Below are 20350 nucleotides of genomic sequence, written 5' to 3' on the forward strand. Positions count from 1 at the left end.
CCGATGCCACGTATCCGTACCCGTGTCCGGCCCGGCGCGAAATCGCCCTCGGCCATCGACCGTGATTCAGGCCGCTACGAGAACCGGCTGTTGCTGATCCTCTTCCTGGCCTTCGGATCCGTCTTCTTCGACCGCCAGGCGTTGCCCTTCCTCGCCCCGTTCATCAGCAAGGAAAACCACCTGTCCAACACCGAGCCGGGCACACTGTCCGAAGTGCTGGCACTCACGTGGGCACTTTCCGGGCTGGTTGCCGGCCGTCTGCCGGACAAGCTCGGCGACATGGGGCTGCTCCAGGGCTCCTCGGCCGGCCAAGCGGTCGAAGGAGAGCGCAGTCCGATACGGGGCACCGTATGAAGGCCGCTGTCTGGTACGGAGCCAGGGACGTCCGCATTGCCGAGGTCGGCGTTCCAGCACCCCTGCGTGGCGAGGTGCTCGTCGAGGTGGCCTACTGCGGCATATGCGGCAGCGACCTGCACGAGTACGCCGACGGGCCGCACGCGATCCCGGTCGCCGAGCCGCATCCGGCCTCCGGTGCCACAGCTCCGCTCGTCCTCGGTCACGAGTTCTGCGGGACGGTGGCGGCCCTCGGGCCGTCGGTGACCGGCCTGGCCATCGGCGACCGAGTGGCGGTCGAGCCGAACTACCGGTGCGGGGCATGCCCACGGTGCCGGGCCGGCGAGTACAACATCTGCCGGCACTTCGGGTTCGCCGGGCTGATGGGGAACGGCGGCATGGCCGAGTACGCCGCCATCCCCGCCTACATGGCGCACCGCCTCCCCGAGACCGTGTCGCTGGAGCAGGCCGCGCTCTTCGAACCGGCCTCGGTCGCCCTGCACGCACTGCGACGCGCCGGAACCACACCGGAGACAGTGGCCGTCGTCGGCCTGGGACCGATCGGCCTGCTCACCGTCCTGCTCGCCGGGGAACGCGGGGTGCGGCGGATCCTCGCCGTCGATGTGTCCCCGGCCCGCCTGGAACTCGCGGCCGGCCTCGGCGCCACCGACCTGATCGACGCCGGCCGAGAAGGAGACGCCGGGGAGCGGATCCATGAGCTGACCGGCGGAGAGGGTGTCGATGCCGCGTTCGAGATGGTCGGATCCGAGATCGCCCTGCGCACCTGCCTGGCCGCGACCCGGCGCGGCGGTCGGATCGTCCTCGTCGGCCTGGCCCAGGAGGTATCCCTGGACGCCTTCGCACTGGTCAACAACGAGCAGTCGATCGTCGCCAGCGTCGGCTACCGCGACACCTATCCGGAACTCATCCGGCTCGTCGCGGAACAGCACCTGGACCTGACACCGGTCGTCACCTCGACCATCGTCCTCGACGACCTCGTCTCCCATGGATTCGAGGCGCTGCTGGGCGGCCCGGGAAACCAGGTCAAGATCCTCGTCGACCCAGCGGCACACCGTACCGGGGCACCAGTCCCCCACCCACCCGCCGACCGAACGGAAAGACAAAGATGACCACTGGACTCGCCCCCGACCCCTTCGCCGGCCAGTGCGTCCTGGTGACCGGAGGCACCTCCGGCATCGGCGCGGCCACCGCCGACCTGCTCGCCGAACTCGGAGCCGAGGTGCACGCCCTCGGACTGCCGCCGGCCGACGCCGACGAGCTGCCCCGCCACAAGCGAGTCGACATCGTGGAGCAGGACGTCACGGACCGGGACGGCCTCGCCGGCCGGATCGAGGCTTACGACCGCATCGACCACCTCGTCGCCTGCGCCGGCGTCAGCCGGGACCGCGACGAATACGACCTCGGATGGTGGGACCGGGTGCTGGAGGTCAACCTCACCTCGACCATGGTCGCGTGCCAGGCGACCCGCCCGCTGCTTGCCAACCGGGGCGGCAGCATCGTCACCGTCTCGTCGATGTTCGGTTTCTTCGGCAGCCGAGACCGGCCGGCCTACAGCGCCAGCAAGGGCGGCGTCTCCCAGCTGACCCGGTCCCTGGCCGCCGAGTACGCCGCGGACGGCATCCGTGTGAACGCGGTGGCACCGGGCTTCGTCACCACTCCGCTCGCCCGCGATCTGCTCGACGACCCCGACGCCGCGCAAGCGGTCCTCGCGCGAGTCCCGCTCGGACGGTTCGGCCGGCCGCGGGAGATCGCGTCAGTGATCGCCTTCCTGTGTTCGCCCGCCGCCTCCTACGTCAACGGCGCGGTCCTCCCGGTCGACGGCGGCTACCTGACCGTCTGAACCGTCCGGTACGCCGGAGTACGGCGCGCCCTCTCCGGACCGCTTTCGCCCGGCCGCACTGGTTCGAGGGCCGGGCTTCTGGCTGCGACCCGTGACGCGGGTGCGGCACCGGAGTACGCTCAGGCCGGCGAGAGAGGCAGGCGCCGCCGGCGGCCCTCACCTCAGAGCAGGCGGCACGGCCCAGTTCGCTCACTCTCCTGCCGGTGGCTGTACTCACCCAGGCGCGGCAGCGAGTTGTTGTCGCCCCGGTATACCGGCCCCCGAACCACACCGTTGTCGGATGTAGGGGTAGTCGGAAAGGAGACTCAGGTGACCGTACCCATCGTCTCCCGCGTGTCCACGCAGTCGGTCGATCCGGCGGACCGGATCGACTTCTGGGAGGAACACAACCGACGGGCCCTGGTGGGCTTGACCTGCTCTTCCTACTCGGAGCAGGGTCTGCTGGCCACGGAGACGAACATCGAGCTGGGTGATCTGCGACTGGCCGAGATCTCCGGCAACGAGCACGTCATCGAGCGGACTCCGCGGACGTGTCAGGCGCTGCCGAAGGACTCCGTCTTCGTCTCGTTGCTGACAGCGGGCCGCGGGGTGTTCTTCCACGAGGGCGGCTGCCTCACCCTGCAGACGGGCGACCTGATCCTCTACGACACGCGCCGGTCTTACCTGTTCGGGTTCCCCTCTCCCATGCGCCAGCTGTTGGTGGACATCCCCCGCGAGGTGTTCGCCACGCGGTGCGCCTCCGGCGACGTGTCGGCGCCGATGCTGCTCGGCAGGGGGTCGGCGGCCGAGGGTGCGCTGGCTTCCGCGCTGGAGGCGGTACTGGCCGGCTGGGTCACGGGGCAGGAGAGCGATGACTCGATCAGCACCCAGGACACTGTGCTGGACCTCGTCCGTACGCTGGCCGCACCGAGGCTGGATGGTGGTTCCGCGCCGCCTGCCGCACTCTCCCAGCTGGCCGTGGCCAAGGACTACATAGACCGGCACCTGGCCGACCCCGGGCTGAGCGCAGGGCGGGTCGCCGAGGCGATCGGGGTGTCGGCCCGGCACCTCAGCCGTATCTTCCAGCCGACCGGGGTGAGCCCCTCCCGCCACATTCTCGAACAGCGGCTGGACAAGGCCCGGCAGGTGCTCGCCGATCCCGGCTCACGCCATCTGACGATCGCCGATGTCGCCCATCGTTGGGGCTTCGCCAGCCAGGCTCACTTCACCCGGGTCTTTCGGAGCCGTTTCGGACAGACTCCTGGCAAGACGCGCCCGTTCCTCATGTGAAGGCTACGCGGTCAGAGCACTGGACACAGAAAGAGGGCGCCAAGGCACAGACCTTCAACGACACCCCCGCAGGCGCCGCTGACGGAGCACCCCGGCGAACAACGGAAAGGGCACCAGGAGCCGTGCGCCACACTGGTCGCACGTCTCCTGGGCTCCTTCCCGCTTCTGGACACCTCAGCGGCCACGGCTCACCGTCAACTGTCGAAGTCCACAGTGAGCGTGTCGGCGGCGGCGAAGGTCTGGCAGGTGAGGACGTATCCCGCGGAGACTTCAGCGGGTTCCAGCGCGTAGTTGCGGCGCATGTCGGCCCGGCCGTGGGTGACGAGGGCGCGGCAGGTGCCGCAGACTCCGCCCTTGCAGGCGAACGGCAGGTCGGGGCGCGCCTGTTGGGCGCCGTCGAGGACGGTGCTGTGCCGCGGGGCGGAGAACGTGGTGGCCCGGCCGTCGAGGACGACGGTGATCTCGCTCGTCGGGCCGACGGAGGCGACGCCGTCGCGTTCGGCCGTGGGCGGCGCGGGTGGCTTGTCGTCCGCGTGGAAGAGTTCCTGGTGGACGCGGTCAGCCGGGACGCCGAGGCCGGAGAGGATCGCGCGGGCGTCGCGGACCATGCCGTGCGGGCCGCACAGCCACCAATGGCCGACGTCCCGGACGTCGACGAGTGCGCCGATCAGGGCGGTGAGCCGGTCGGCGTCGAGGCGGCCGGAGAGCAGTTCGGCTTCGCGCGGTTCGCGGGACAGGACGTGGGCGAGCTGGAACCGGGCCGGGTAATGGTCCTTCAGGTCGGCGAGTTCGTCGGCGAACATCACGGTGTCGGTGCGCCGGTTGCCGTACAGGAGGGTGACGCGCGAGGCGTCGTCCGCGCCGAGGACGGACGCGGCGATGGACAGCATCGGCGTGATGCCGGATCCGGCGGCGACGAGCACATGATGGCCGAGTCGGCCACGGTGTCCGGCCTCGGTGAGGTCAGGGGTGAAGGCGCCGACCGGGCCCATGACTTCCAGGACATCCCCGGGGCGTACGCCGTGTACGAGCCAGGAGGAGAACAGCCCGCCGGGTACGACGCGGACGCCGATGCGGGGTGGCGTTCCGGCCGGTGAGCAGATGGAGTACGAGCGCCGCTCGTCGCGGCCGTCGATCTCGCGGCGCAGGGTGAGGCACTGGCCGGGGAGGAAGGCGAACTCCTCGGCCAGGCGGTCGGGGATGTCGAAGGTGAGGGCGGTGGCGTCGGCGCACAGCGGTTCGACGTCGGCCACGCGCAGGGCGTGGAAGGCGGGACGGCGGCGGACCCGTACGGCAACGGGGGGTGCGGGGTTGGTCATCACAGGTCCTTGACGTGCTCGAAGGGCTCCAGACAGGCGCGGCAGCGCCGCAGTGCGGTGCAGGCGGTGGCGGCGAAGCGGGAGAGCTCCTCGGTGTCGGCCGAGGCGCAGCGGGGGCAGGGTATGGCGGCCGTGACGGGGGCCAGGGTCAGCCAGATCCGCTCCGGCGCGGAGTTCTGGATCCGACGCGCGCCGGGTGGTGCGATGCCGTGTTCCGTGAGCTTGCGGCGGCCTTCGTCGGTGATCCGGTCGGTGGTCCACGGCGGGTCGAGCACCGTGACGACCCGGACGGCCAGAAAGCCGGCGGCGCGCAGCCGGGTGGCGACCTCGGCGCGCATCTCGGCCATGGCGGGGCAGCCCGCGTAGGTGGGGGTGAGTCGCGCGACGACGGTGCCGTCCTCTTCCACCTCGACGCTCCGGAGCACTCCGAGGTCGAAGAGCGTCAGCATCGGCAGTTCGGGGTCGGGGACCGAGCAGGCGATGTGCCGGGCGCGTTCCGTCTGTTCCGCGCGGTGCTCGGAACGCTCCATGGCGGTCACCATGCCGCGTCCGGGTGCGCGCGGGCGACGCTCTGCAGTTCGGCGAGGAGGGGTGCCAGGTGCTCGGTGTGGTCCGCGTTCCGGCCGGAGCCCGGGACCGGGGACATGGACGCGGGACCGAGCGGCATGACCTCGGCGGGTTCGAGTCCGGTCCTGACGAACACGTCGGTGAGCGACAGCAGAGTCCGGTCGGCGACCGCGGCGGGGGCCGCGCCGAGGTGTTCCGCGGTCCGGTCGGTCAGCAGCTCGTGCAGCCACGGGGCGATGCCGTGCAGGGCGGATTCCAGACGGGCGCGGGACTCCTCGGTCCCGTCGCCGAGCCGTACGGTCCACCCGGCGGCGTAGTGGCGGTGATACGCCAGCTCCTTGACGCTCTTCGCGGCGATGCCGGCCAGCACCGGGTCGGGCGCGGCGGTGAGTTCCTCGAACAGGGCGAGCCGCCAGGTGGAGAGCACGAGCAGGCGGGCGACGGTGAACGCGAAGTCGCCGCCCGGCAGTTCGGCGAGCCGTACGTTGCGGAAGTCGGCGGGGTCGCGGAAATAGGCGTACGCGTCCTCCCCGCGGCCCGAACCGTCGGCCCGGCCGGTCCGCGCGTACAGCAGACGCCCCTGGCCGAGCAGGTCCAGGCCGATGTTGGCGAGCGCCAGCTCCTCTTCCAGCTCCGGGGCACGGGTGCACCACTCGGCCAGCCGCTGGGCGGACACCAGGGCGTCGTCGCCCAGCGCCAGGCAGCAGGCCGCCAGATCGCCGGCGTCGACGCCGTCCGGGACGGCCTGGTCGACGCCGTGCAGCGGGTCGGTGAAGCCGGTGCCGAACGCCCACCGGGTGTCGTCGTGGTCGACGTACAGGTTTTCGTCGCTCATGCGCTGCTCCTAGATGTGGGGCACGTCGTCGGGGATGTCGTAGAAGGTGGGGTGCCGGTAGACCTTGTCGGCGCTGGGCGCGAAGAAGGGGTCCTTCTCGTCGGGAGCGGAGGCGGCGATGGTGTCGGAGCGGACGGCCCAGATGCTGACGCCCTCGTTGCGCCGGGTGTACAGATCGCGGGCGTGGGTGAGGGCCATGTGGTCGTCGGCCGCGCGCAGGGAGCCGACGTGGACGTGGTTGAGGCCACGCTTTCCGCGGACGAACACCTCGTACAGCGGCCACTGGCCGCGCGTACGATCCGCAGCCTCTGCGGGAGCTCCATCGGTGCCGCTCATGCCGCCGCTCCTTCCCGCACCCGGGCGGCCTGCTTGGCGGCGTGCTCGGCCGCCGCTTCCCGCACCCAGGCGCCCTCCTCGTGCGCGGCCCGGCGTCGCGCGATCCGTTCGGCGTTGCACGGCCCGTCGCCGGAGATCACCCGGTTCAGCTCGTCCCAGTCGGGGGTGCCGAAGTCGTGGTGTCCGCGCTCCGCGTTCCAGCGCAGCTCGGGGTCGGGCAGGGTGACACCCAGCTTCTCGGCCTGCGGAACGGTCATGTCCACGAACCGTTGGCGCAGCTGGTCGTTGGTGTGCCGCTTGATCTTCCACGCCATTGACCGGGCCGAGTTGGGCGAGTTGTCGTCGGGCGGACCGAACATCATCAGCGACGGCCACCACCAGCGGTCCACCGCGTCCTGCACCATGGCCCGCTGGTCGTCGGTGCCGCGCATCATGGTCAGCAGCAGCTCGTATCCCTGCCGCTGATGGAAGGACTCCTCCTTGCAGACGCGCACCATCGCTCGTCCGTACGGTCCGTACGAACTCCGGCACAGCGGCACCTGGTTGCAGATCGCGGCGCCGTCGACGAACCAGCCGATCACGCCGACGTCGGCGAAGGTGCGGGTCGGGTAGTTGAAGATCGACGAGTACTTCTGCCGGCCCTCGATCAACCGCTCGGTCATGTCCGAGCGGTCCGCGCCCAGGGTCTCGGCCGCCGAGTAGAGATACAGGCCGTGCCCGGCCTCGTCCTGCACCTTGGCGAAGAGGATCGCCTTGCGGCGCAGCGACGGTGCACGGGTGATCCACTCGCCTTCCGGCTGCATGCCGATGATCTCGGAGTGGGCGTGCTGGGCGATCTGCCGGATCAGCGTCTTGCGGTAGCCGTCCGGCATCCAGTCCCGGGGCTCGATGCGCTGGTCGCGGGCGATGGTGTCCTCGAAGGCCGACGCGAGATCCCGGGGCTCGGGAGGTGCGCCGGTGGATGTGCTCATGATGATCGGTGTCCCGTCGTGTGGTGGGTGAGTGGGGAGATCAGTGGCCGCGGAAGGCGGGGTTGCGGTGTTCGAGGAAGGCCGCGACGGCCTCGTGGTGGTCGCCGGTGGCGCCGAGCCGCCGCTGGACGACTGCCTCGCGTTCCAGCGCCGCCGGCAGGGGCGTGGTGGCCGCGGACCGCAGCAGGGCCTTGGTCTCCCGGTGGGCGGCGGTGGGTCCGTCAGCCAGGGAGCCGGCGAGAGCCAGCCCTTCGGCTGTGGCCGAGCCGTCCGGTACGACGCGGTGAACCAGACCCCACTGTTCTGCGTCCCGCGCGGAGAACCGGTCGCCCAGGAGCATGAGTCCGGCGGTCCGCGAGGGGCCGAGCTGGTGGGCGAGGGCGCGGGCGACGCCGGAGTCGGAGGTCAGGCCGATGCCCGTGAAGGCGGTCGCGAAGCGAGCACCTTCCCCGGCGACCCGCACGTCGGCGCAGAGGGCGATGCCGAGCCCGGCCCCGACGCAGGCTCCCTCGACGGCCACGACGAGCGGTACCGGCAGCGCGTGCAGCTCCTTGACCAGTGGGTTGTAGTCGTTGGGGATGTTCGCGAAGGCCGCGGCGGGTGAGGTCTTCAGCAGCCGGGCGTGCTCCTTGAGGTCCTGGCCGACGCAGAAGTGCCTGCCGCGGGCGGTGATCAGGGCCGCTCGCACACCGCGTGCGGTGTCCGTGGTCAGGCGCCGTGCCGCCAGGAGGAGCGCGCTGCGCATGTGGGTGTCGAGCGCGTTGCCGCTCGCGGGTCCGCGCAGCTCGATGACGGCCACGGCGTCGGTGACGTCGTAGGCCACCCCGTACGGTGCGGGGCACTCGCCCGCCTGGTTCTCGGTGATCGTCCCCTCGGTCACGGCCATGGGTGGAATCCCTGACCGGTCTTGCGGCCCAGCTCGCCGCGGGCGACCTTCTCCCGCAGCAACGCCGGCGGGGCGAACCGCTCCCCGAGCGTCGCGTGCAGGTGGTCGGCGATGGCCAGCCGCACGTCGAGGCCCACGACGTCGGTGAGGCGCAACGGTCCCATCGGGTGCCGGTAGCCCAGGCACATGGCCCTGTCGATGGCCTCCGCGTCGGCGACACCCTCCTCGACCATCCGGATCGCCTCCAGACCGAGGGCGAGACCGAGGCGGCTGCTGGCGAACCCCGGCGAGTCCTGGACGACGACCTCCTGTTTGCCGAGGGCGTGCGTCCAGCCGACCGCCGCCGTCAGGGTCTGCCCGGTGGTGTCCGGAGCGAGGACCAGTTCGACCAGTGCGGAGACGGGCACGGGGTTGAAGAAGTGCATGCCGAGGAAGCGTCCCGGCTGTTTCAGAGCGGCCGCGAGTTCGGTGACCGACAGGGAGCTGGTGTTGGTGGCGAGCACGCACCGCTCCCCCACGGCCTGTTCGGCGGCGGCGAGCAGCCCGGCCTTGAGCGCGGCGTCCTCCGGTACCGCCTCCACGACCAGATCGGCGTCGTGGGGCAGTTGGGCGATCGAGGTCACGGCGGTGACCCGGTCCGATACGTCACCGGCCTGGCCGTCGAGCCCCCCGCGCTCGGCGGCCAGGCGCAGTCCTGCGGCGATCCGGTCCAGGGCGACGGCCACGGCCGCGCCGTCGTGTTCCACGACGACGACCGACGCCCCGGCGGCCGCGAAGGACTGGGCGATCCCGGCGCCCATCCGGCCGCCGCCGATCACCCCTACGACGGCGGGTGGTGATGCTGATGCCGAGGTCATTCCCGGCCTCCGTTCTTCTGGCTCTTCTCGTTCTTCTCCAGGAAGCGCGTCATGCGCTCTTCCTTGTCGCGGCCTTCGAACAGCACGGCCTGGGCGAGGTCGTCGGCCACCGGATGGGCACCCGGGGCGTCTGTGACGAGCTTGGTCAGGCGCAGGGCGAGTGCTGAGGACCGGGCCATGCGGTCGAGCAGAGCGTGCGCTTCGGCGATCAACCGGTCGGCCGGTACGACGTCCATCACCAGGCCGCAGGCGAACGCGGCAGACGCGTCGAGGTTCCGTCCCCCGAGCAGGACCTGCTTGGCCACCGACTCGCCGACCAGCTCCTTGAGCCGCCAGCAGGCCCCGGCGCCGGCCAGGATTCCCAGGCCCGGCTCGGGGTTGCCGAAGACGGCGGACGGTCCGGCGATCCGTAGGTCGCAGGCGTACGACAGTTCGGCGCCGCCGCCGAGCGCCCAGCCGTCCACCGCGGCCACGGTGGGCATGGGCAGCTTGCGCACCCGCTCGAACAGGCGGCTGTTGATGCCCTGCAGCGCTTCGTCGCGGCCGCGCCGCCGCAGTTCGGCGATGTCGGCACCGCCGGCGAAGACGCCGTTGTGGCCGGTGACAAGGAGCAGCTTGGGGTGGTGCTCCAAGTCCTCGCACACGCGGTGCAGTTCGGCGACCATGCGGCCGTTGATGGCGTTGCGGGCCTCGGGCCGGTGCAGGGTGACGACGACCCGGTCCGCGTGCTCCTCGACCGACAAGGTGTCGTACGACGTACTCGTGGGCGTGCTCACGGCCGCTCCACGAGCATCGCCATGCCCTGTCCGACGCCGACACACAGGGTCGCCAGCCCGCGGCGGGCGTCCTCGCGTTCCATGCGGCCGAGCAGGGTCAGCAGGATGCGGGCGCCGGAACAGCCCAGCGGGTGGCCGAGGGCTATGGCGCCGCCGTCGGCGTTGACGCGGTCCTCGTCGAGCTTGAGCCGACGGACGACCGCCAACGCCTGGGCGGCGAACGCCTCGTTCAGCTCGACCGCGTCCAGGTCACCGGCCGTCCAGCCGGCCCGGTCCAGCGCCTTGGCGGTGGCCGGCACAGGACCGAGCCCCATCAGGCGGGGCTCGACCCCGGCCGAGGCGGCGGTGACGACACGGGCCCGGGGCGTGAGCCCGTACCGTTCGACCGCCGCCCCGCTCGCCACCACCAGGGCCGCGGCCCCGTCGGACAGCGGGGAGGAGTTGCCCGCGGTGACGATCCCGTCCCTGCGGAAGGAGCTGCGCAGCGCGCCCAGCCTCTCCAACGAGGTGGACGGCCGGGGTCCCTCGTCCTGGGTCACCTCGCCGTCCTTCACCGGCACCGGGACGATCTCCTTGTCGAAGCGGCCCGCCTGCTGGGCGGCGACCGCGCGCCGGTGGCTGCGTAGCGCGAAGGCGTCCGCCTCGAGACGGGTGATGCCGTCGAGAGCAGCGACCTCCTCCGCCGTCTCGCCCATCGACAGGGTGGTCGTGGCGGGGAAGCGGGGGTTGGTGAAGCGCCAGCCGATGGAGGTGTCGTGCACCTCCCCGGGCCGGGCCCAGGGCGTGCCGGGTTTGGCCATCACCCAAGGGGCGCGGGTCATCGACTCCACTCCGCCCGTCACGACCAGGTCGGCTTCCCCCGCCCGTATCGTGTGGGCGGCCGAGGCGACGGCCGTCAGCCCGGAGGCGCAGAGCCGGTTGACGGTGTATCCGGGCACGGTGTGCGGCAGTCCGGCCAGCAGTACCGCCATCCGGGCCACGTCCCGGTTGTCCTCGCCGGCCTGGTTGGCGGCGCCGAGGATCACCTCGTCCACGGCGTCGGCCGGGATGCCGGAGCGCCGTACCGCCGCGCCGACGACGAGGGCGGCCAGGTCGTCGGGGCGCACGGACGCCAGGGCACCGCCGTAACGGCCCTGCGGGGTGCGCGCCCCGTCGATCAGATAGACCTCGTCAGGCATCGGTGTTCTCCTCGGTGCAAGCGGGCGCGTGGCGGCGGGACTGGACTACCGAGAAGCGGCCGGTGACGAAGGCCGGGTCGGTGAGGGCGGCGTTGGCGGCGGGGTTGGCGGCGGTGCCGTGGAAGTCGCTGAACGCGGCGGACTGGTTGACGAAGACGCCGCCGGTCAGGTTCTCCGACAGGTGCACCCCCGCTTCAAGAGCGGTCGCCCGTGCCGCTTCCCGTACGCCCTCGTCGGTCGTGTACACGGAGGCGGTCAGCGCGCCGTGCCGCCGTACGGTGTCGTGCAGCAGGCGCAGGCCGTGGGCGGTGGAGTCGGTGCCGATGACGAAGGAGACCGGCCCGAACCACTCACTGGTGTACGTCTTCTCGTCGGCCTCGGCGTCGAGCCGGGCCACCAGCGGGGTTCGGACTGTCGCGTCCGGGTGGTCGGGATGGGCCGGTTCACGGGAGGGGTGGGCGGTACGGTCCAGGGCCGCCGCCTCCGCCAGGCGCTCCAGCACCCCGTCGTTCACTATCGCGCCGAGGGTGGCGGCGGCCCGGGCCGGGTCGTCGAGCAGCTTGTCCAGGGCGGTGCCCAGGTCGGCGGCGAACTCGTCGGCCGTGCGCGGGCCTTGGTCGGTGGGGATGCCGTCCCGGGGAACGAGGATGTTCTGCGGGGTGGTGCACATCTGGCCGCTGTAGAGGGAGAGCGAGAACGCCAGGTTCCGCAGGAGTCCCGCGTAGTCGTCCGTGGAGTCGACGACGACGGTGTTGAGCCCGGACTTCTCGGTGTGTACGACGGCCTGGCGGGCGTGGGTCTCCAGCCAGTCGCCGAACTCGCTGGAGCCGGTGAAGTCCACGATGCGTACGTCGGGATGGGTGGCCAGGGCGGGCGCGGTGCGCTCGTCCTCGCGCTGGGCGGCGAGCAGCACCACGTCCGGGTCGAATCCCGCCTCCGCCAGGACCTCGCGGGCGATGCGCACGGTGATCGCCAGCGGCAGTACGGCCCGTCGGTGCGGCTTGACGATCACCGGGTTGCCGGTGACCAGGCTCGCGAAGAGGCCCGGATAGCCGTTCCAGGTGGGGAAGGTGTTGCAGGCGATCAGCACCGCCACCCCGCGTCCGACGGGGGTGAAGGTCTTGTCCATGACGAGCGGGCCGCCTCTGCGCTGCGGCTTGCTCCAGCGGGCGGTGGCCGGGTGGCGTTTCTGCTCCTGCCAGGCATACGCCACCGCCTCGAGGCCGCGGTCCTGGGCGTGCGGGCCGCCGGCCTGGAACGCCATCAGGAACGGCTGGCCGGTCGTGTGCTGCACGGCGTGCGCGATCTCGAAGCTCGCCGCGTTCAGTCGGGCCAGGATCTCGGCCGCGACGCCGGCCCGGGCGTCCGGGCTCGCCACGCGCCACGCCACGGCGGCGGCCTTGGCCGTCGCGACGGCCACCTCGGACACCAGGTGGGGATAGCTGACGCCGAGTGGGAAGCCGTAGGGAGAGATCTCGGCGGCGGGGACGGTGCCGGTGGTGGGGTGCCCTTCGAGACGGAAGGGACTGCCCAGCAGGCCGCGGAAGGCGGCCTCGCCCAGCTCGGGTGCCCCTGCTCCGTACACGGAGGTGCTGGGGGTTTCCGGGTACGGCGACCAGTAGTCGCGGGCGGCGGCACGCTCCACCGCATGGTGGAGCAGATCCGCGTGACGAGCGAAGAAGTCGGTGTGATGGTCAGTGGACACGAGGGGCTCCTGGCCGAACGTTCGGTAGGTGGGTGCATGGCACCCGGACAGAGAAAAGGAACTGAGGTCGGATCAGACGTCGGCGAGCAGGATCGCCGGTCGCTCCACGCAGTCGGCCACATAGCGCAGGAAGCCGCCGGCCACTCCCCCGTCGCAGACCCGGTGGTCGAAGCTGAGGGAGAGCTGCATGACCTTGCGAACAGCGAGGGCGCCGTCCACCACCCACGGTTTGTCCACGATGCGGCCCGCGCCGAGCAGCGCGGCCTCGGGGTGGTTGATGATGGGCGTGGATCCGTCCACACCGAACACTCCGTAGTTGTTGAGGGTGAAGGTCCCACCGGTCAGACGGTCCGGCGGCAGGCCCCCGTCGCGGGCCAGCCCGGTCAACCGGGCGAGTTCGGCGGCCAGTTGCACGGTCGTCATGCGGTGAGCGTCGCGGACGACGGGAACGACCAGGCCGCGTTCGGTCTGGGCGGCGAAGCCGAGGTGTACCTCGCTGTGGCGGAGGATCTCCCGCCGCTCGGTGTCCACCGAGGAGTTCAGCTCCGGGTAACGGCTCAGGCCGGCGACGCAGATGCGGGCCAGCAGGGCCAACAGCCCGATGCGGCGGCCGGGTTCGGCGGCCTCCAACACCTTCTTGGCCTGGAGCAGCCCGGTCGCGTCCACGTCGACCCAGGTGGTGGCGTCGGGGATCTCGGTGCGGCTGCGGGAGAGCTTCTCCGCGACGGCGCGGCGCACTCCGCGCAGCGGGATGCGCTCGGGACCGTCCGAGGCGGGGCGTTCCTGCGGTGCGAGGGCGGGCGCCGGGGTGTTCGGCGCGGAGGCGGGTTCCGTCGGCGGCGCCTGCGGGGCGGCACGGACGATGGCCTGCTCCACGTCCCGTCGCAGGACGACGCCGGCGGGACCGGAGGGCGCCACATCGGCGAGGTCCACCCCGTGGTCCCGGGCCATCCGCCGTACGAGGGGGGAGATCACCCGAGGTGCGTGGCCGACAGCCGGGGCCTGCGATCCTGCCGTGACCGGGGTGGGACGTCCGTCGTGCGGCAGTATTCCGACGCCGATCGGGGCCTCGGCGTCAGCAGCTGCGGCACCGACCCTTGAGGCGCTCGCGGCCCCAGCCGCCTCACCCGGGGCCACCACGGCGGCGCGCCGACGGCGGCGGCGTGAACTCGCCGGGCCATGGCCGGTGCCGTAGCCGATCAGAACGTTGCCGGAACCGGCCTGTTCCTCCTCCCGATAACGCTCCGCGTCCGCATCCGCGTCGGTCCGCACCGGCCCGCCCGGCGCCGTACCCGAGGTGCCCTCGGCCGTACCGGCCCCCGGCGCCGTGGTACGGGATCCCCCAGCGGGGCCGTCGGAGCCATCGGCCCCCTCGGAGGCGCCGATGCCGCCGGAGGCGTCCGCACCCACCGTGATCAGAGGCTCCCCCACCTCCAGGGCCCTGCCCGCCTCCGCATGCAGCCGCAGCACCGTGCCCGCATACGGGACCGGTACCTCGACCGCGGCCTTGGCGGTCTCGACCTCGACCACGATCTGGTCGATCGTCACCATGTCGCCGACCGCGACCTTCCACTCGATGATCTCGGCCTCGGCCAGTCCTTCGCCGAGGTCGGGCAGCCGGAACAGCTGCTCCTGGAGCGTTGCGCTGGTCATGCGACCGGTCCCTTCAGCAGGTGCCGGGTGTCCGGCTCGTCGGCGAGCTGGAGCCGGTCGACCGCGTCGAGGATCCGGTCGACGCCGGGCAGGTGCGCGTGCTCCAACTTCGGTGGCGGATACGGGATGTCGAAGCCTGCGACCCTCAGGACGGGCGCGGCCAGCGAGTGGAAGCAGCGTTCCTGCACGCGTGCGGCGATCTCCGCCCCGACGCCGGCGAAGCCCTGAGCCTCCTGGACGACCAGGCAGCGCCCGGTCCGGCGTACGGACGCCGTCACCGTCTCGTCGTCGAAGGGCACCACGGTCCGCAGATCCACGACTTCGAGGTCGATGCCCTCGGCCGCCGCGGCTTCCGCGGCCGCCAGGGCCACCGGAACCGACGGTCCGTACGCGACGACCGTGGCGTCGCGGCCCTCCCGCCGGATCTCGGCCCGCCCGAACGGCAGCGCATCCCGCCGCTCCAGGTCGGTGTCCTCCCGCGACCAGTACAGCTTCTTCGGCTCCAGGAAGACGACCGGGTCGGGGTCGGCAACGGCGTCCCGCAGCAGCCAGTACGCGTCTTCGGCCGTCGCCGGGGTGACGACCTTCAGGCCCGGGGTGTGTGCGTAGTACGCCTCGCTGGAGTCGCAATGGTGCTCGACTCCGCCGATGCCGCCCGCGTACGGGATCCGGATCACCATCGGCAGCGAGAGCCGTCCCCGGGTGCGGTTGCGGAGCTTGGCGACGTGCGAGGCGATCTGCTCGAAGGCCGGGTACGCGAAGGCGTCGAACTGCATCTCCACCACGGGCCGGAATCCGCCCATCGCCATGCCGACGGCCAGTCCGACGATTCCGGCCTCGGCCAGCGGAGTGTCGAAGCACCGCTGCTCGCCGAAGTCGCGGGTCAGTCCGTCGGTGATGCGGAAGACGCCGCCCAGGGGGCCGACGTCCTCGCCGAAGACGAGTACACGCTCGTCCTCGCGCAGTGCGTCGCGCAGTGCGGTGTTCAGCGCCTGCGCCATCGTGACCTTGGCCATGGCCGTCAGCCCTCCTGAGTCTGAAGCGTGGTGGGTTCGGTGGGTTCGTCGGCTTCGGCCAGCTCGGCGGCCAACAGGGCGCGCTGTTCGCGCAGTTGCGGGGTCGGCTCGGCGTAGACGTGCTCGAACAGCTCCATTGGGTCGGGGACGGACTCCGCGTTCATGCCTGCGCGCAGCTCGGTGGCCACGGCCTCCGCCTCTTCCCGCACAGCTGCGACGTCCTCGTCGGTGAGTTCGCCGCGGGCCCGCAGGTACGTCTCCAGCCGGCTGAGCGGGTCGGCGGCGCTCCACTGCTCGACCTCCCCGGCGTCCCGGTAGCGGGTGGCGTCGTCGGCGTTGGTGTGCGCGTCCATGCGGTAGGTGTGCGCCTCGACGAGGAAGGGCCCGTTGCCCGCGCGAGCGTGCTCGACGGCCGCGGTCAGCACCGCCAGGACGGCGACCAGGTCGTTGCCGTCGACCTGTTCGGAGCGCACGCCGTAGCCGATGCCCTTGTAGGCGAGGGCGGGCGCCGCGGTCTGCCGGGCCAGTGGCACGGAGATCGCGTACTTGTTGTTCTGGACGAAGAAGACGACCGGCGCGCGGAAGACGGCCGCGAAGTTCAGCGCCTCGTGGAAGTCGCCCTCGCTCGTGGCCCCGTCCCCGGCGAGGGCCATCGCCACGCCGTCTCCGCCCTTGCGGCGCAGCGCTTCCGCCATGCCGGTGGCGTGCAGCACCTGGGTGGCCAGCGGGGTGCACTGGGGGGCGACGCGGGTGGCGGCCGGATCGTAGCCGCAGTGCCAGTCGCCGCGCAGCAGCGTCAGTACCTCGAGGGGGTCGATGCCGCGGGTGACCAGGGCCACGGAGTCCCGGTAGGTCGGAAACAGCCAGTCGTCCGGACGCAGCGCGAGCACGGCACCGACCTGGCAGGCCTCCTGACCCCGACTGGACGGATAGACCGCGAGCCGCCCCTGCTTGGTGAGCGCGGTCGCCTGGGTGTCGAACCGGCGTCCCAGGACCATCCGCCGGTAGGCGTCTCGGAGGGCCTCGACCGGCGGCTCGGTGTATCCGGCGGGCGGCTTGGCCATCGGGGTGCCGTCCTCGGCCACGAACCGCACCGGCGTGAGGGACGGCAGGAGGCCCTGGACCGTCTGTCGGAGGCTCTTCACGGACATGGAGGGCACTCGCTTTCTCTGGACACTTGACAGGAGAATGGTCGCCATAACGGAATAAGTGTTCAATACTTCGGCTGAACCGGCGATGAACTGCCGGGCCGAGTGGTCTGGGAGGGCAATGTGTCCGAGGAAACCTCACTGCCGGGGTCGGTGCCCGGACGAACTGCCGTTCCGCTCGACGACATCGACCGGCAGATCCTGAGCCGGCTCCTCAAGGACGGCCGGGTGTCGGTCCGCGCACTCGCGGAGGACGTGCACATCTCACGGGCCAACGCGTACACGCGCATCGGCCGACTGGTGGCCGAGGAGGTCATCACGGGATTCACCGCGCAGCTGAACCCGCAGCGGGCGGGTCTGGGCACCAGCGCCTACGTGACGCTGACCATCGAGCAGAACGCCTGGCGCGACATCTCGCGCGAGCTGCGCGAGATGCCGTACGTCGAGCATGTCGCCCTCGTCACGGGCGACTTCGACGTCCTGGTGCTGGTCCGCGCACCGGACAACCTGGCGCTGCGCCGGGTCGTGCTGGAGAGCATCCAGTCGGTGCCAGGGGTGCGCTCGACCCGCACCTGGCTGGTCTTCGACGAGGTGCGGGGGCGCGGGTCCGACTGGACTGCCTGACCGCCCCGCCGGGGCCCGGGGACGCAATTCGTCCCGGGCCGGGCGACGCGGCTCGGGCTGCCCCGGACTCGGGGACACAGTTCGGGCACGGTCGCCGGGCCTGCTCAGACGTCGAGCAGTGCGGTGGTGGAGCCGACGTCCGGCACCGGAACGCGAGCCGGCTCCGCCGTCGTGGCCGGGGCAGGAACCGCCATCGTCGCCTGGGTAGGGACCGCCACCCGGACCGGGCCAGGGACCGCCACCGTGATCGGGGCCGGCCCCGCACCCGGAGTCGGGGCCACCGGGACCGCGTGCCGCCGGGACCGCACCACCCGGAACCGCCCCGTGACGAAGTGGGCGCCCGCGGCGGGAAGGTCCGCGCCGGCCGAGGAGGGGTCGGCCGGGAAGTCGTCCGCGAGGTTCTGCACCAGATGCACGCCGGCGTCCAGGGCAGCCGCCTCGGCGACCGCCAGCACCAGCGGGTCGGTCGAGTGCACCGCGGCATAGAGCGCGCCGTGGCGGCCCACGGTGCCGCGGAACAACGCCAGGCTGTGCGACGTCGAGTCGGTCCCCACCAGGAACGAGACCGGCCCCGGCCACTCCCGGGCGTAGATCCGTTGGTCCCCGGCTGACAGCCGGACGAGCAGCGGGCTGCGCAGATCGGCGCCGGGACGGTCCGGATGGCGCAGTGGCCGGGAGACGTGCAGTACCGCGCCGTGGCGCGCGGCCTGCGCCAGTCCCGCCCGCACCTCGTCACCCGCGATCGCTCCCAGCAGCCGCGCCACACGCGCCGGGTGCCCGAGCAACCGGTCCACGGCCTCGCCGAGGTCGGCGCCGAAGTCCCTGAGGCTCTTGTGACCCTCGTCGGTCGTGATGCCCGTCGTCGCCACCAGGATGTTCTGCGGTGTGGTGCGGAGCGTTCCGCTGCACAGGCACAGGGAGTGGGCGAGGCCGCGTACCAGACCCCGGTAGTCCTCGGTCGAGTCGACGATGACGGTGTTCAGGCCGGTCCGGTTGGCGAACACGGCCGCTTGGTGGGCGTGTTGCTCCAGCCAGCCGGCGAACCGCGCCGAGCCGGTGAAGTCGATGATGCGCACCGCCGGGTCCGTGGCCAGCCGCCGGTGCAGCCGTTCCTCCGGTTCCGCCACCGCCAGGGTCACGATGTCCGGGGAGTGACCGGCCTCCGCGAGCACCTGCCGCGCGACACGCACAGTGATCGCCAGCGGCAGCACGGAGCGCGGATGCGGCGCCACGATCACGGGATTGCCGGTCACCAGGCTGGCGAACAGGCCCGGGTAGCCGTTCCAGAGCGGATAGTCGGGGCAGCCGATGAGCAGGGACACCCCGCGCGGCACCAGGGTGCACGTGCCCCGCAGCGCCGGTGGCTGTCTCCTGCCGCCGGTGCTCTCCCAGCGCAGGTCCGCGGGAACGCGCACCGACTCGGCGAAGGCATGGGCCACGGCCTCCAGTGCCCGGTCCTGGGCGCGCGGCCCGGCGGCCCGGAACGCCGCCTCCGGAGGTTGTCCGGTGGTGTGGTGCACCGCGAGGGCCAGTTCGTGGCTGCGGGTGTTCAGCCGACGCAATATCTCCACGGCCAGTCCGGCGCGCTCGTGCGGTCCGGCGGCGCGCCATCCGGGCGTCGCCCGCGCGGCCGCCCCCACCAGCGCCGCGGGGTCGCAGCGCGGGTAGCCGATGCCCATGCCTGTGCCTGTTCCCATGCCTGTGCCTGTGCCGTACGTGCCTGCGCCGTACGGGGAGGACTCGGTGGCCACCCGGCCGAGTTCCCCGGGCTGGTCGAGGTCGAAGGGCCGTCCCAGCAGGGAGCCGAAGACCTTCCCCGCCGTACGCGTCGACCTCATGCCCGCGTCGGCGGCATCCTGCCCGGTCGCCTCCGTGAAGGGCCGGCGGCATTCACCGGCCGCGAGTGCTCGCACAACCTCTTGGAGCAGCTCGCGATGCCGCTCATAGGGACTGGGGCCCATGGCCTTCAGCCTCTCCAGCTCGCCGCGAGCGCGAGCAGGGTGTCGTTCTCCTCAGGCAGACCGATCGTAACCCGGACGCCTTCACCGAGGAACGGGCGGACCACAACCTTCCCTTCGAGGCAGTGCACGGCGAAGTCCGCGCTGTCCTCCGCCAGCGGCAGCCAGACGAAGTTGGCCCGGGAATCGGGAACTTCGAAGCCCAGAGCGCGCAACCGCAGGGTGACCCGGTCGCGTTCGGCGACCGTGAGAGCGGCCCGCCGGGCGACCTCCGCGCGCTCCCCGAGAGCGACGACGGCGGCCTCCTGGGCGAGCGCACTGACGCTGAACGGCACCTGGGTCTTGCGTACATGGGCGGCGATCTCCTGCGGCGCCACGCAGTAGCCGACCCGCAGCCCCGCCAGGCCGTACGCCTTGGAGAAGGTCCGCAGCACCACCACGTTCGGCCGGTCACCCAGCAGCCCGAGGGCATCGGGAACCTGTGCCGGATCGGCGTACTCCCGGTAGGCCTCGTCGACGACGATCAGCACATCGTCCGGAACCCGGTCCGCGAAGTCGCGCAGTGCCCGCTCGCCGACCGCGGTGGAGGTGGGGTTGTTGGGGTTGCAGACGAAGACCAGCCGGGTCCGGCCGGTGATCGCCGCGGCCATGGCCTCGAGGTCCAGCGCGTGGTCACGCAGCGGAACCTTCACCGCCGTACCGCCCGCGACCGCCGTGAGAATCGGGTACGCCTCGAAAGATCGCCAGCCGAAGACGACCTCGTCGCCGGGACCGACGACCGAGTGCAGCAGCTGTCCGCAGACCTCGGAGGAACCGGCGCCCACCGCGATCCGCTCCGGCTCCACCCCGTGGTGCCCGGCTATGGCCCGGACGAGGGAGGCCGCGCTCATGTCGGGATACCGCGACACACCGCCGGCCAGCTCCGCGAGCCTCGCGGCGACGCCGGGCAGCAGCCCGTAGGGCGATTCGTTGCTGGCCAGGGCGGCCGCACCGGGCAGCTTGCGGCCCGGGACGTAGGCGGGCAACTGCGTCAAGGACGAACGGACACGCACCATGCT

At 71.9% G+C, this 20350-nt stretch carries 20 protein-coding genes; 5 read left to right on the top strand and 15 right to left on the bottom strand.

The window, feature by feature from the left end; genetic code table 11:
- Positions 1 to 3 precede the first annotated feature (3 nt).
- The 4 genes from ACFYO2_RS07460 (at position 4) to ACFYO2_RS07475 (ending at position 3463) form a co-directional block, all read left to right on the top strand.
- Positions 4 to 354, top strand: a complete 351-nt coding sequence (locus tag ACFYO2_RS07460) for a hypothetical protein (protein ID WP_388345379.1) — start codon at positions 4 to 6, stop codon at positions 352 to 354.
- Positions 351 to 1463, top strand: a complete 1113-nt coding sequence (locus tag ACFYO2_RS07465) for a 2,3-butanediol dehydrogenase (protein ID WP_388345382.1) — start codon at positions 351 to 353, stop codon at positions 1461 to 1463. The genes ACFYO2_RS07460 and ACFYO2_RS07465 overlap by 4 nt, the downstream gene beginning before the upstream one ends.
- On the top strand, positions 1460 to 2194 hold the full coding sequence (locus ACFYO2_RS07470) for an SDR family NAD(P)-dependent oxidoreductase (RefSeq protein WP_388345386.1): 735 nt from the start codon (positions 1460 to 1462) through the stop codon (positions 2192 to 2194). Before ACFYO2_RS07465 ends, ACFYO2_RS07470 begins: the two co-directional genes overlap by 4 nt.
- 309 nt (positions 2195 to 2503) lie before the next feature.
- Positions 2504 to 3463, top strand: a complete 960-nt coding sequence (locus tag ACFYO2_RS07475) for a helix-turn-helix domain-containing protein (protein WP_388345389.1) — start codon at positions 2504 to 2506, stop codon at positions 3461 to 3463.
- Between the two features lie 194 nt (positions 3464 to 3657).
- Here the strand turns inward: ACFYO2_RS07475 and paaE are convergent, their stop codons facing one another.
- The 13 genes from paaE to pdhA form a co-directional block, all read right to left on the bottom strand.
- Positions 3658 to 4782, bottom strand: a complete 1125-nt coding sequence (gene paaE / locus ACFYO2_RS07480; protein WP_388345392.1) for a 1,2-phenylacetyl-CoA epoxidase subunit PaaE — start codon at positions 4780 to 4782, stop codon at positions 3658 to 3660.
- Entirely contained in the window at positions 4782 to 5312 is a 531-nt protein-coding gene (paaD, locus tag ACFYO2_RS07485) for a 1,2-phenylacetyl-CoA epoxidase subunit PaaD (protein WP_388345394.1), read from the bottom strand. The genes paaE and paaD overlap by 1 nt, the downstream gene beginning before the upstream one ends.
- 5 nt (positions 5313 to 5317) lie before the next feature.
- The gene (gene paaC, locus ACFYO2_RS07490) at positions 5318 to 6184 is read right to left on the bottom strand and encodes a 1,2-phenylacetyl-CoA epoxidase subunit PaaC (protein WP_388345397.1); all 867 of its coding nucleotides are present in this window, start codon (positions 6182 to 6184) and stop codon (positions 5318 to 5320) included.
- Between the two features lie 9 nt (positions 6185 to 6193).
- Entirely contained in the window at positions 6194 to 6520 is a 327-nt protein-coding gene (paaB, locus tag ACFYO2_RS07495) for a 1,2-phenylacetyl-CoA epoxidase subunit PaaB (protein ID WP_388345400.1), read from the bottom strand.
- Positions 6517 to 7491 carry a 1,2-phenylacetyl-CoA epoxidase subunit PaaA gene (paaA, locus tag ACFYO2_RS07500; protein WP_388345403.1) on the bottom strand — a complete coding sequence of 325 codons (975 nt, stop codon included), beginning with the start codon at positions 7489 to 7491 and terminating at the stop codon, positions 6517 to 6519. Before paaA ends, paaB begins: the two co-directional genes overlap by 4 nt.
- Before the next feature lie 40 nt (positions 7492 to 7531).
- On the bottom strand, positions 7532 to 8377 hold the full coding sequence (locus ACFYO2_RS07505; protein ID WP_388345405.1) for an enoyl-CoA hydratase/isomerase family protein: 846 nt from the start codon (positions 8375 to 8377) through the stop codon (positions 7532 to 7534).
- Positions 8368 to 9234, bottom strand: a complete 867-nt coding sequence (locus ACFYO2_RS07510; protein ID WP_388345407.1) for a 3-hydroxyacyl-CoA dehydrogenase family protein — start codon at positions 9232 to 9234, stop codon at positions 8368 to 8370. The genes ACFYO2_RS07505 and ACFYO2_RS07510 overlap by 10 nt, the downstream gene beginning before the upstream one ends.
- Positions 9231 to 10010, bottom strand: a complete 780-nt coding sequence (locus tag ACFYO2_RS07515) for an enoyl-CoA hydratase/isomerase family protein (RefSeq protein WP_388345410.1) — start codon at positions 10008 to 10010, stop codon at positions 9231 to 9233. The genes ACFYO2_RS07510 and ACFYO2_RS07515 overlap by 4 nt, the downstream gene beginning before the upstream one ends.
- Positions 10007 to 11188: a thiolase family protein gene (locus ACFYO2_RS07520; RefSeq protein WP_388345412.1), complete on the bottom strand. Its 1182-nt coding sequence runs from the start codon at positions 11186 to 11188 to the stop codon at positions 10007 to 10009. The genes ACFYO2_RS07515 and ACFYO2_RS07520 overlap by 4 nt, the downstream gene beginning before the upstream one ends.
- Positions 11181 to 12893, bottom strand: coding sequence for a phenylacetic acid degradation protein PaaN (gene paaN, locus ACFYO2_RS07525; protein WP_388345415.1), 1713 nt, complete (start codon positions 12891 to 12893; stop codon positions 11181 to 11183). The genes ACFYO2_RS07520 and paaN overlap by 8 nt, the downstream gene beginning before the upstream one ends.
- Positions 12894 to 12965: 72 nt before the next feature.
- Positions 12966 to 14546 (bottom strand): dihydrolipoamide acetyltransferase family protein, encoded by a 1581-nt coding sequence (locus ACFYO2_RS07530; protein ID WP_388345418.1) that lies wholly within the window; start codon positions 14544 to 14546, stop codon positions 12966 to 12968.
- Positions 14543 to 15562, bottom strand: coding sequence for an alpha-ketoacid dehydrogenase subunit beta (locus tag ACFYO2_RS07535; RefSeq protein ID WP_388345421.1), 1020 nt, complete (start codon positions 15560 to 15562; stop codon positions 14543 to 14545). The genes ACFYO2_RS07530 and ACFYO2_RS07535 overlap by 4 nt, the downstream gene beginning before the upstream one ends.
- A 5-nt stretch (positions 15563 to 15567) precedes the next feature.
- Positions 15568 to 16713: a pyruvate dehydrogenase (acetyl-transferring) E1 component subunit alpha gene (gene pdhA / locus ACFYO2_RS07540; RefSeq protein WP_388345424.1), complete on the bottom strand. Its 1146-nt coding sequence runs from the start codon at positions 16711 to 16713 to the stop codon at positions 15568 to 15570.
- Between the two features lie 120 nt (positions 16714 to 16833).
- Between pdhA and ACFYO2_RS07545 the strand changes: the two genes are divergently transcribed.
- Entirely contained in the window at positions 16834 to 17334 is a 501-nt protein-coding gene (locus ACFYO2_RS07545; protein WP_388345427.1) for an Lrp/AsnC family transcriptional regulator, read from the top strand.
- 104 nt (positions 17335 to 17438) lie between these two features.
- Here the strand turns inward: ACFYO2_RS07545 and ACFYO2_RS07550 are convergent, their stop codons facing one another.
- Both ACFYO2_RS07550 and hisC read right to left on the bottom strand, forming a co-directional pair.
- Entirely contained in the window at positions 17439 to 19295 is a 1857-nt protein-coding gene (locus tag ACFYO2_RS07550; protein WP_388345430.1) for an aldehyde dehydrogenase family protein, read from the bottom strand.
- 5 nt (positions 19296 to 19300) lie between these two features.
- The gene (gene hisC / locus ACFYO2_RS07555; RefSeq protein WP_388345432.1) at positions 19301 to 20347 is read right to left on the bottom strand and encodes a histidinol-phosphate transaminase; all 1047 of its coding nucleotides are present in this window, start codon (positions 20345 to 20347) and stop codon (positions 19301 to 19303) included.
- Positions 20348 to 20350: the final 3 nt, after the last annotated feature.

The sequence above is a fragment of the Streptomyces sp. NPDC006602 genome (assembly GCF_042870385.1).
In the GTDB taxonomy this organism is placed as follows: Bacteria; Actinomycetota; Actinomycetes; order Streptomycetales; family Streptomycetaceae; genus Streptomyces.

Excerpts from the sequence above, each read along its gene's own strand:
- ACFYO2_RS07460 (WP_388345379.1), top strand. The coding sequence starts at position 4 with ATGCCACGTATCCGTACCCGTGTCCGGCCCGGCGCGAAATCGCCCTCG.
- ACFYO2_RS07465 (WP_388345382.1), top strand. The coding sequence starts at position 351 with ATGAAGGCCGCTGTCTGGTACGGAGCCAGGGACGTCCGCATTGCCGAG.
- ACFYO2_RS07470 (WP_388345386.1), top strand. The coding sequence starts at position 1,460 with ATGACCACTGGACTCGCCCCCGACCCCTTCGCCGGCCAGTGCGTCCTG.
- paaE (WP_388345392.1), bottom strand. The coding sequence starts at position 4,782 with ATGACCAACCCCGCACCCCCCGTTGCCGTACGGGTCCGCCGCCGTCCC.
- paaD (WP_388345394.1), bottom strand. The coding sequence starts at position 5,312 with ATGGAGCGTTCCGAGCACCGCGCGGAACAGACGGAACGCGCCCGGCAC.
- paaC (WP_388345397.1), bottom strand. The coding sequence starts at position 6,184 with ATGAGCGACGAAAACCTGTACGTCGACCACGACGACACCCGGTGGGCG.
- paaB (WP_388345400.1), bottom strand. The coding sequence starts at position 6,520 with ATGAGCGGCACCGATGGAGCTCCCGCAGAGGCTGCGGATCGTACGCGC.
- paaA (WP_388345403.1), bottom strand. The coding sequence starts at position 7,491 with ATGAGCACATCCACCGGCGCACCTCCCGAGCCCCGGGATCTCGCGTCG.
- ACFYO2_RS07505 (WP_388345405.1), bottom strand. The coding sequence starts at position 8,377 with ATGGCCGTGACCGAGGGGACGATCACCGAGAACCAGGCGGGCGAGTGC.
- ACFYO2_RS07510 (WP_388345407.1), bottom strand. The coding sequence starts at position 9,234 with ATGACCTCGGCATCAGCATCACCACCCGCCGTCGTAGGGGTGATCGGC.
- ACFYO2_RS07520 (WP_388345412.1), bottom strand. The coding sequence starts at position 11,188 with ATGCCTGACGAGGTCTATCTGATCGACGGGGCGCGCACCCCGCAGGGC.
- ACFYO2_RS07530 (WP_388345418.1), bottom strand. The coding sequence starts at position 14,546 with ATGACCAGCGCAACGCTCCAGGAGCAGCTGTTCCGGCTGCCCGACCTC.
- ACFYO2_RS07535 (WP_388345421.1), bottom strand. The coding sequence starts at position 15,562 with ATGGCCAAGGTCACGATGGCGCAGGCGCTGAACACCGCACTGCGCGAC.
- pdhA (WP_388345424.1), bottom strand. The coding sequence starts at position 16,713 with ATGTCCGTGAAGAGCCTCCGACAGACGGTCCAGGGCCTCCTGCCGTCC.
- ACFYO2_RS07550 (WP_388345430.1), bottom strand. The coding sequence starts at position 19,295 with ATGGGCCCCAGTCCCTATGAGCGGCATCGCGAGCTGCTCCAAGAGGTT.
- hisC (WP_388345432.1), bottom strand. The coding sequence starts at position 20,347 with ATGGTGCGTGTCCGTTCGTCCTTGACGCAGTTGCCCGCCTACGTCCCG.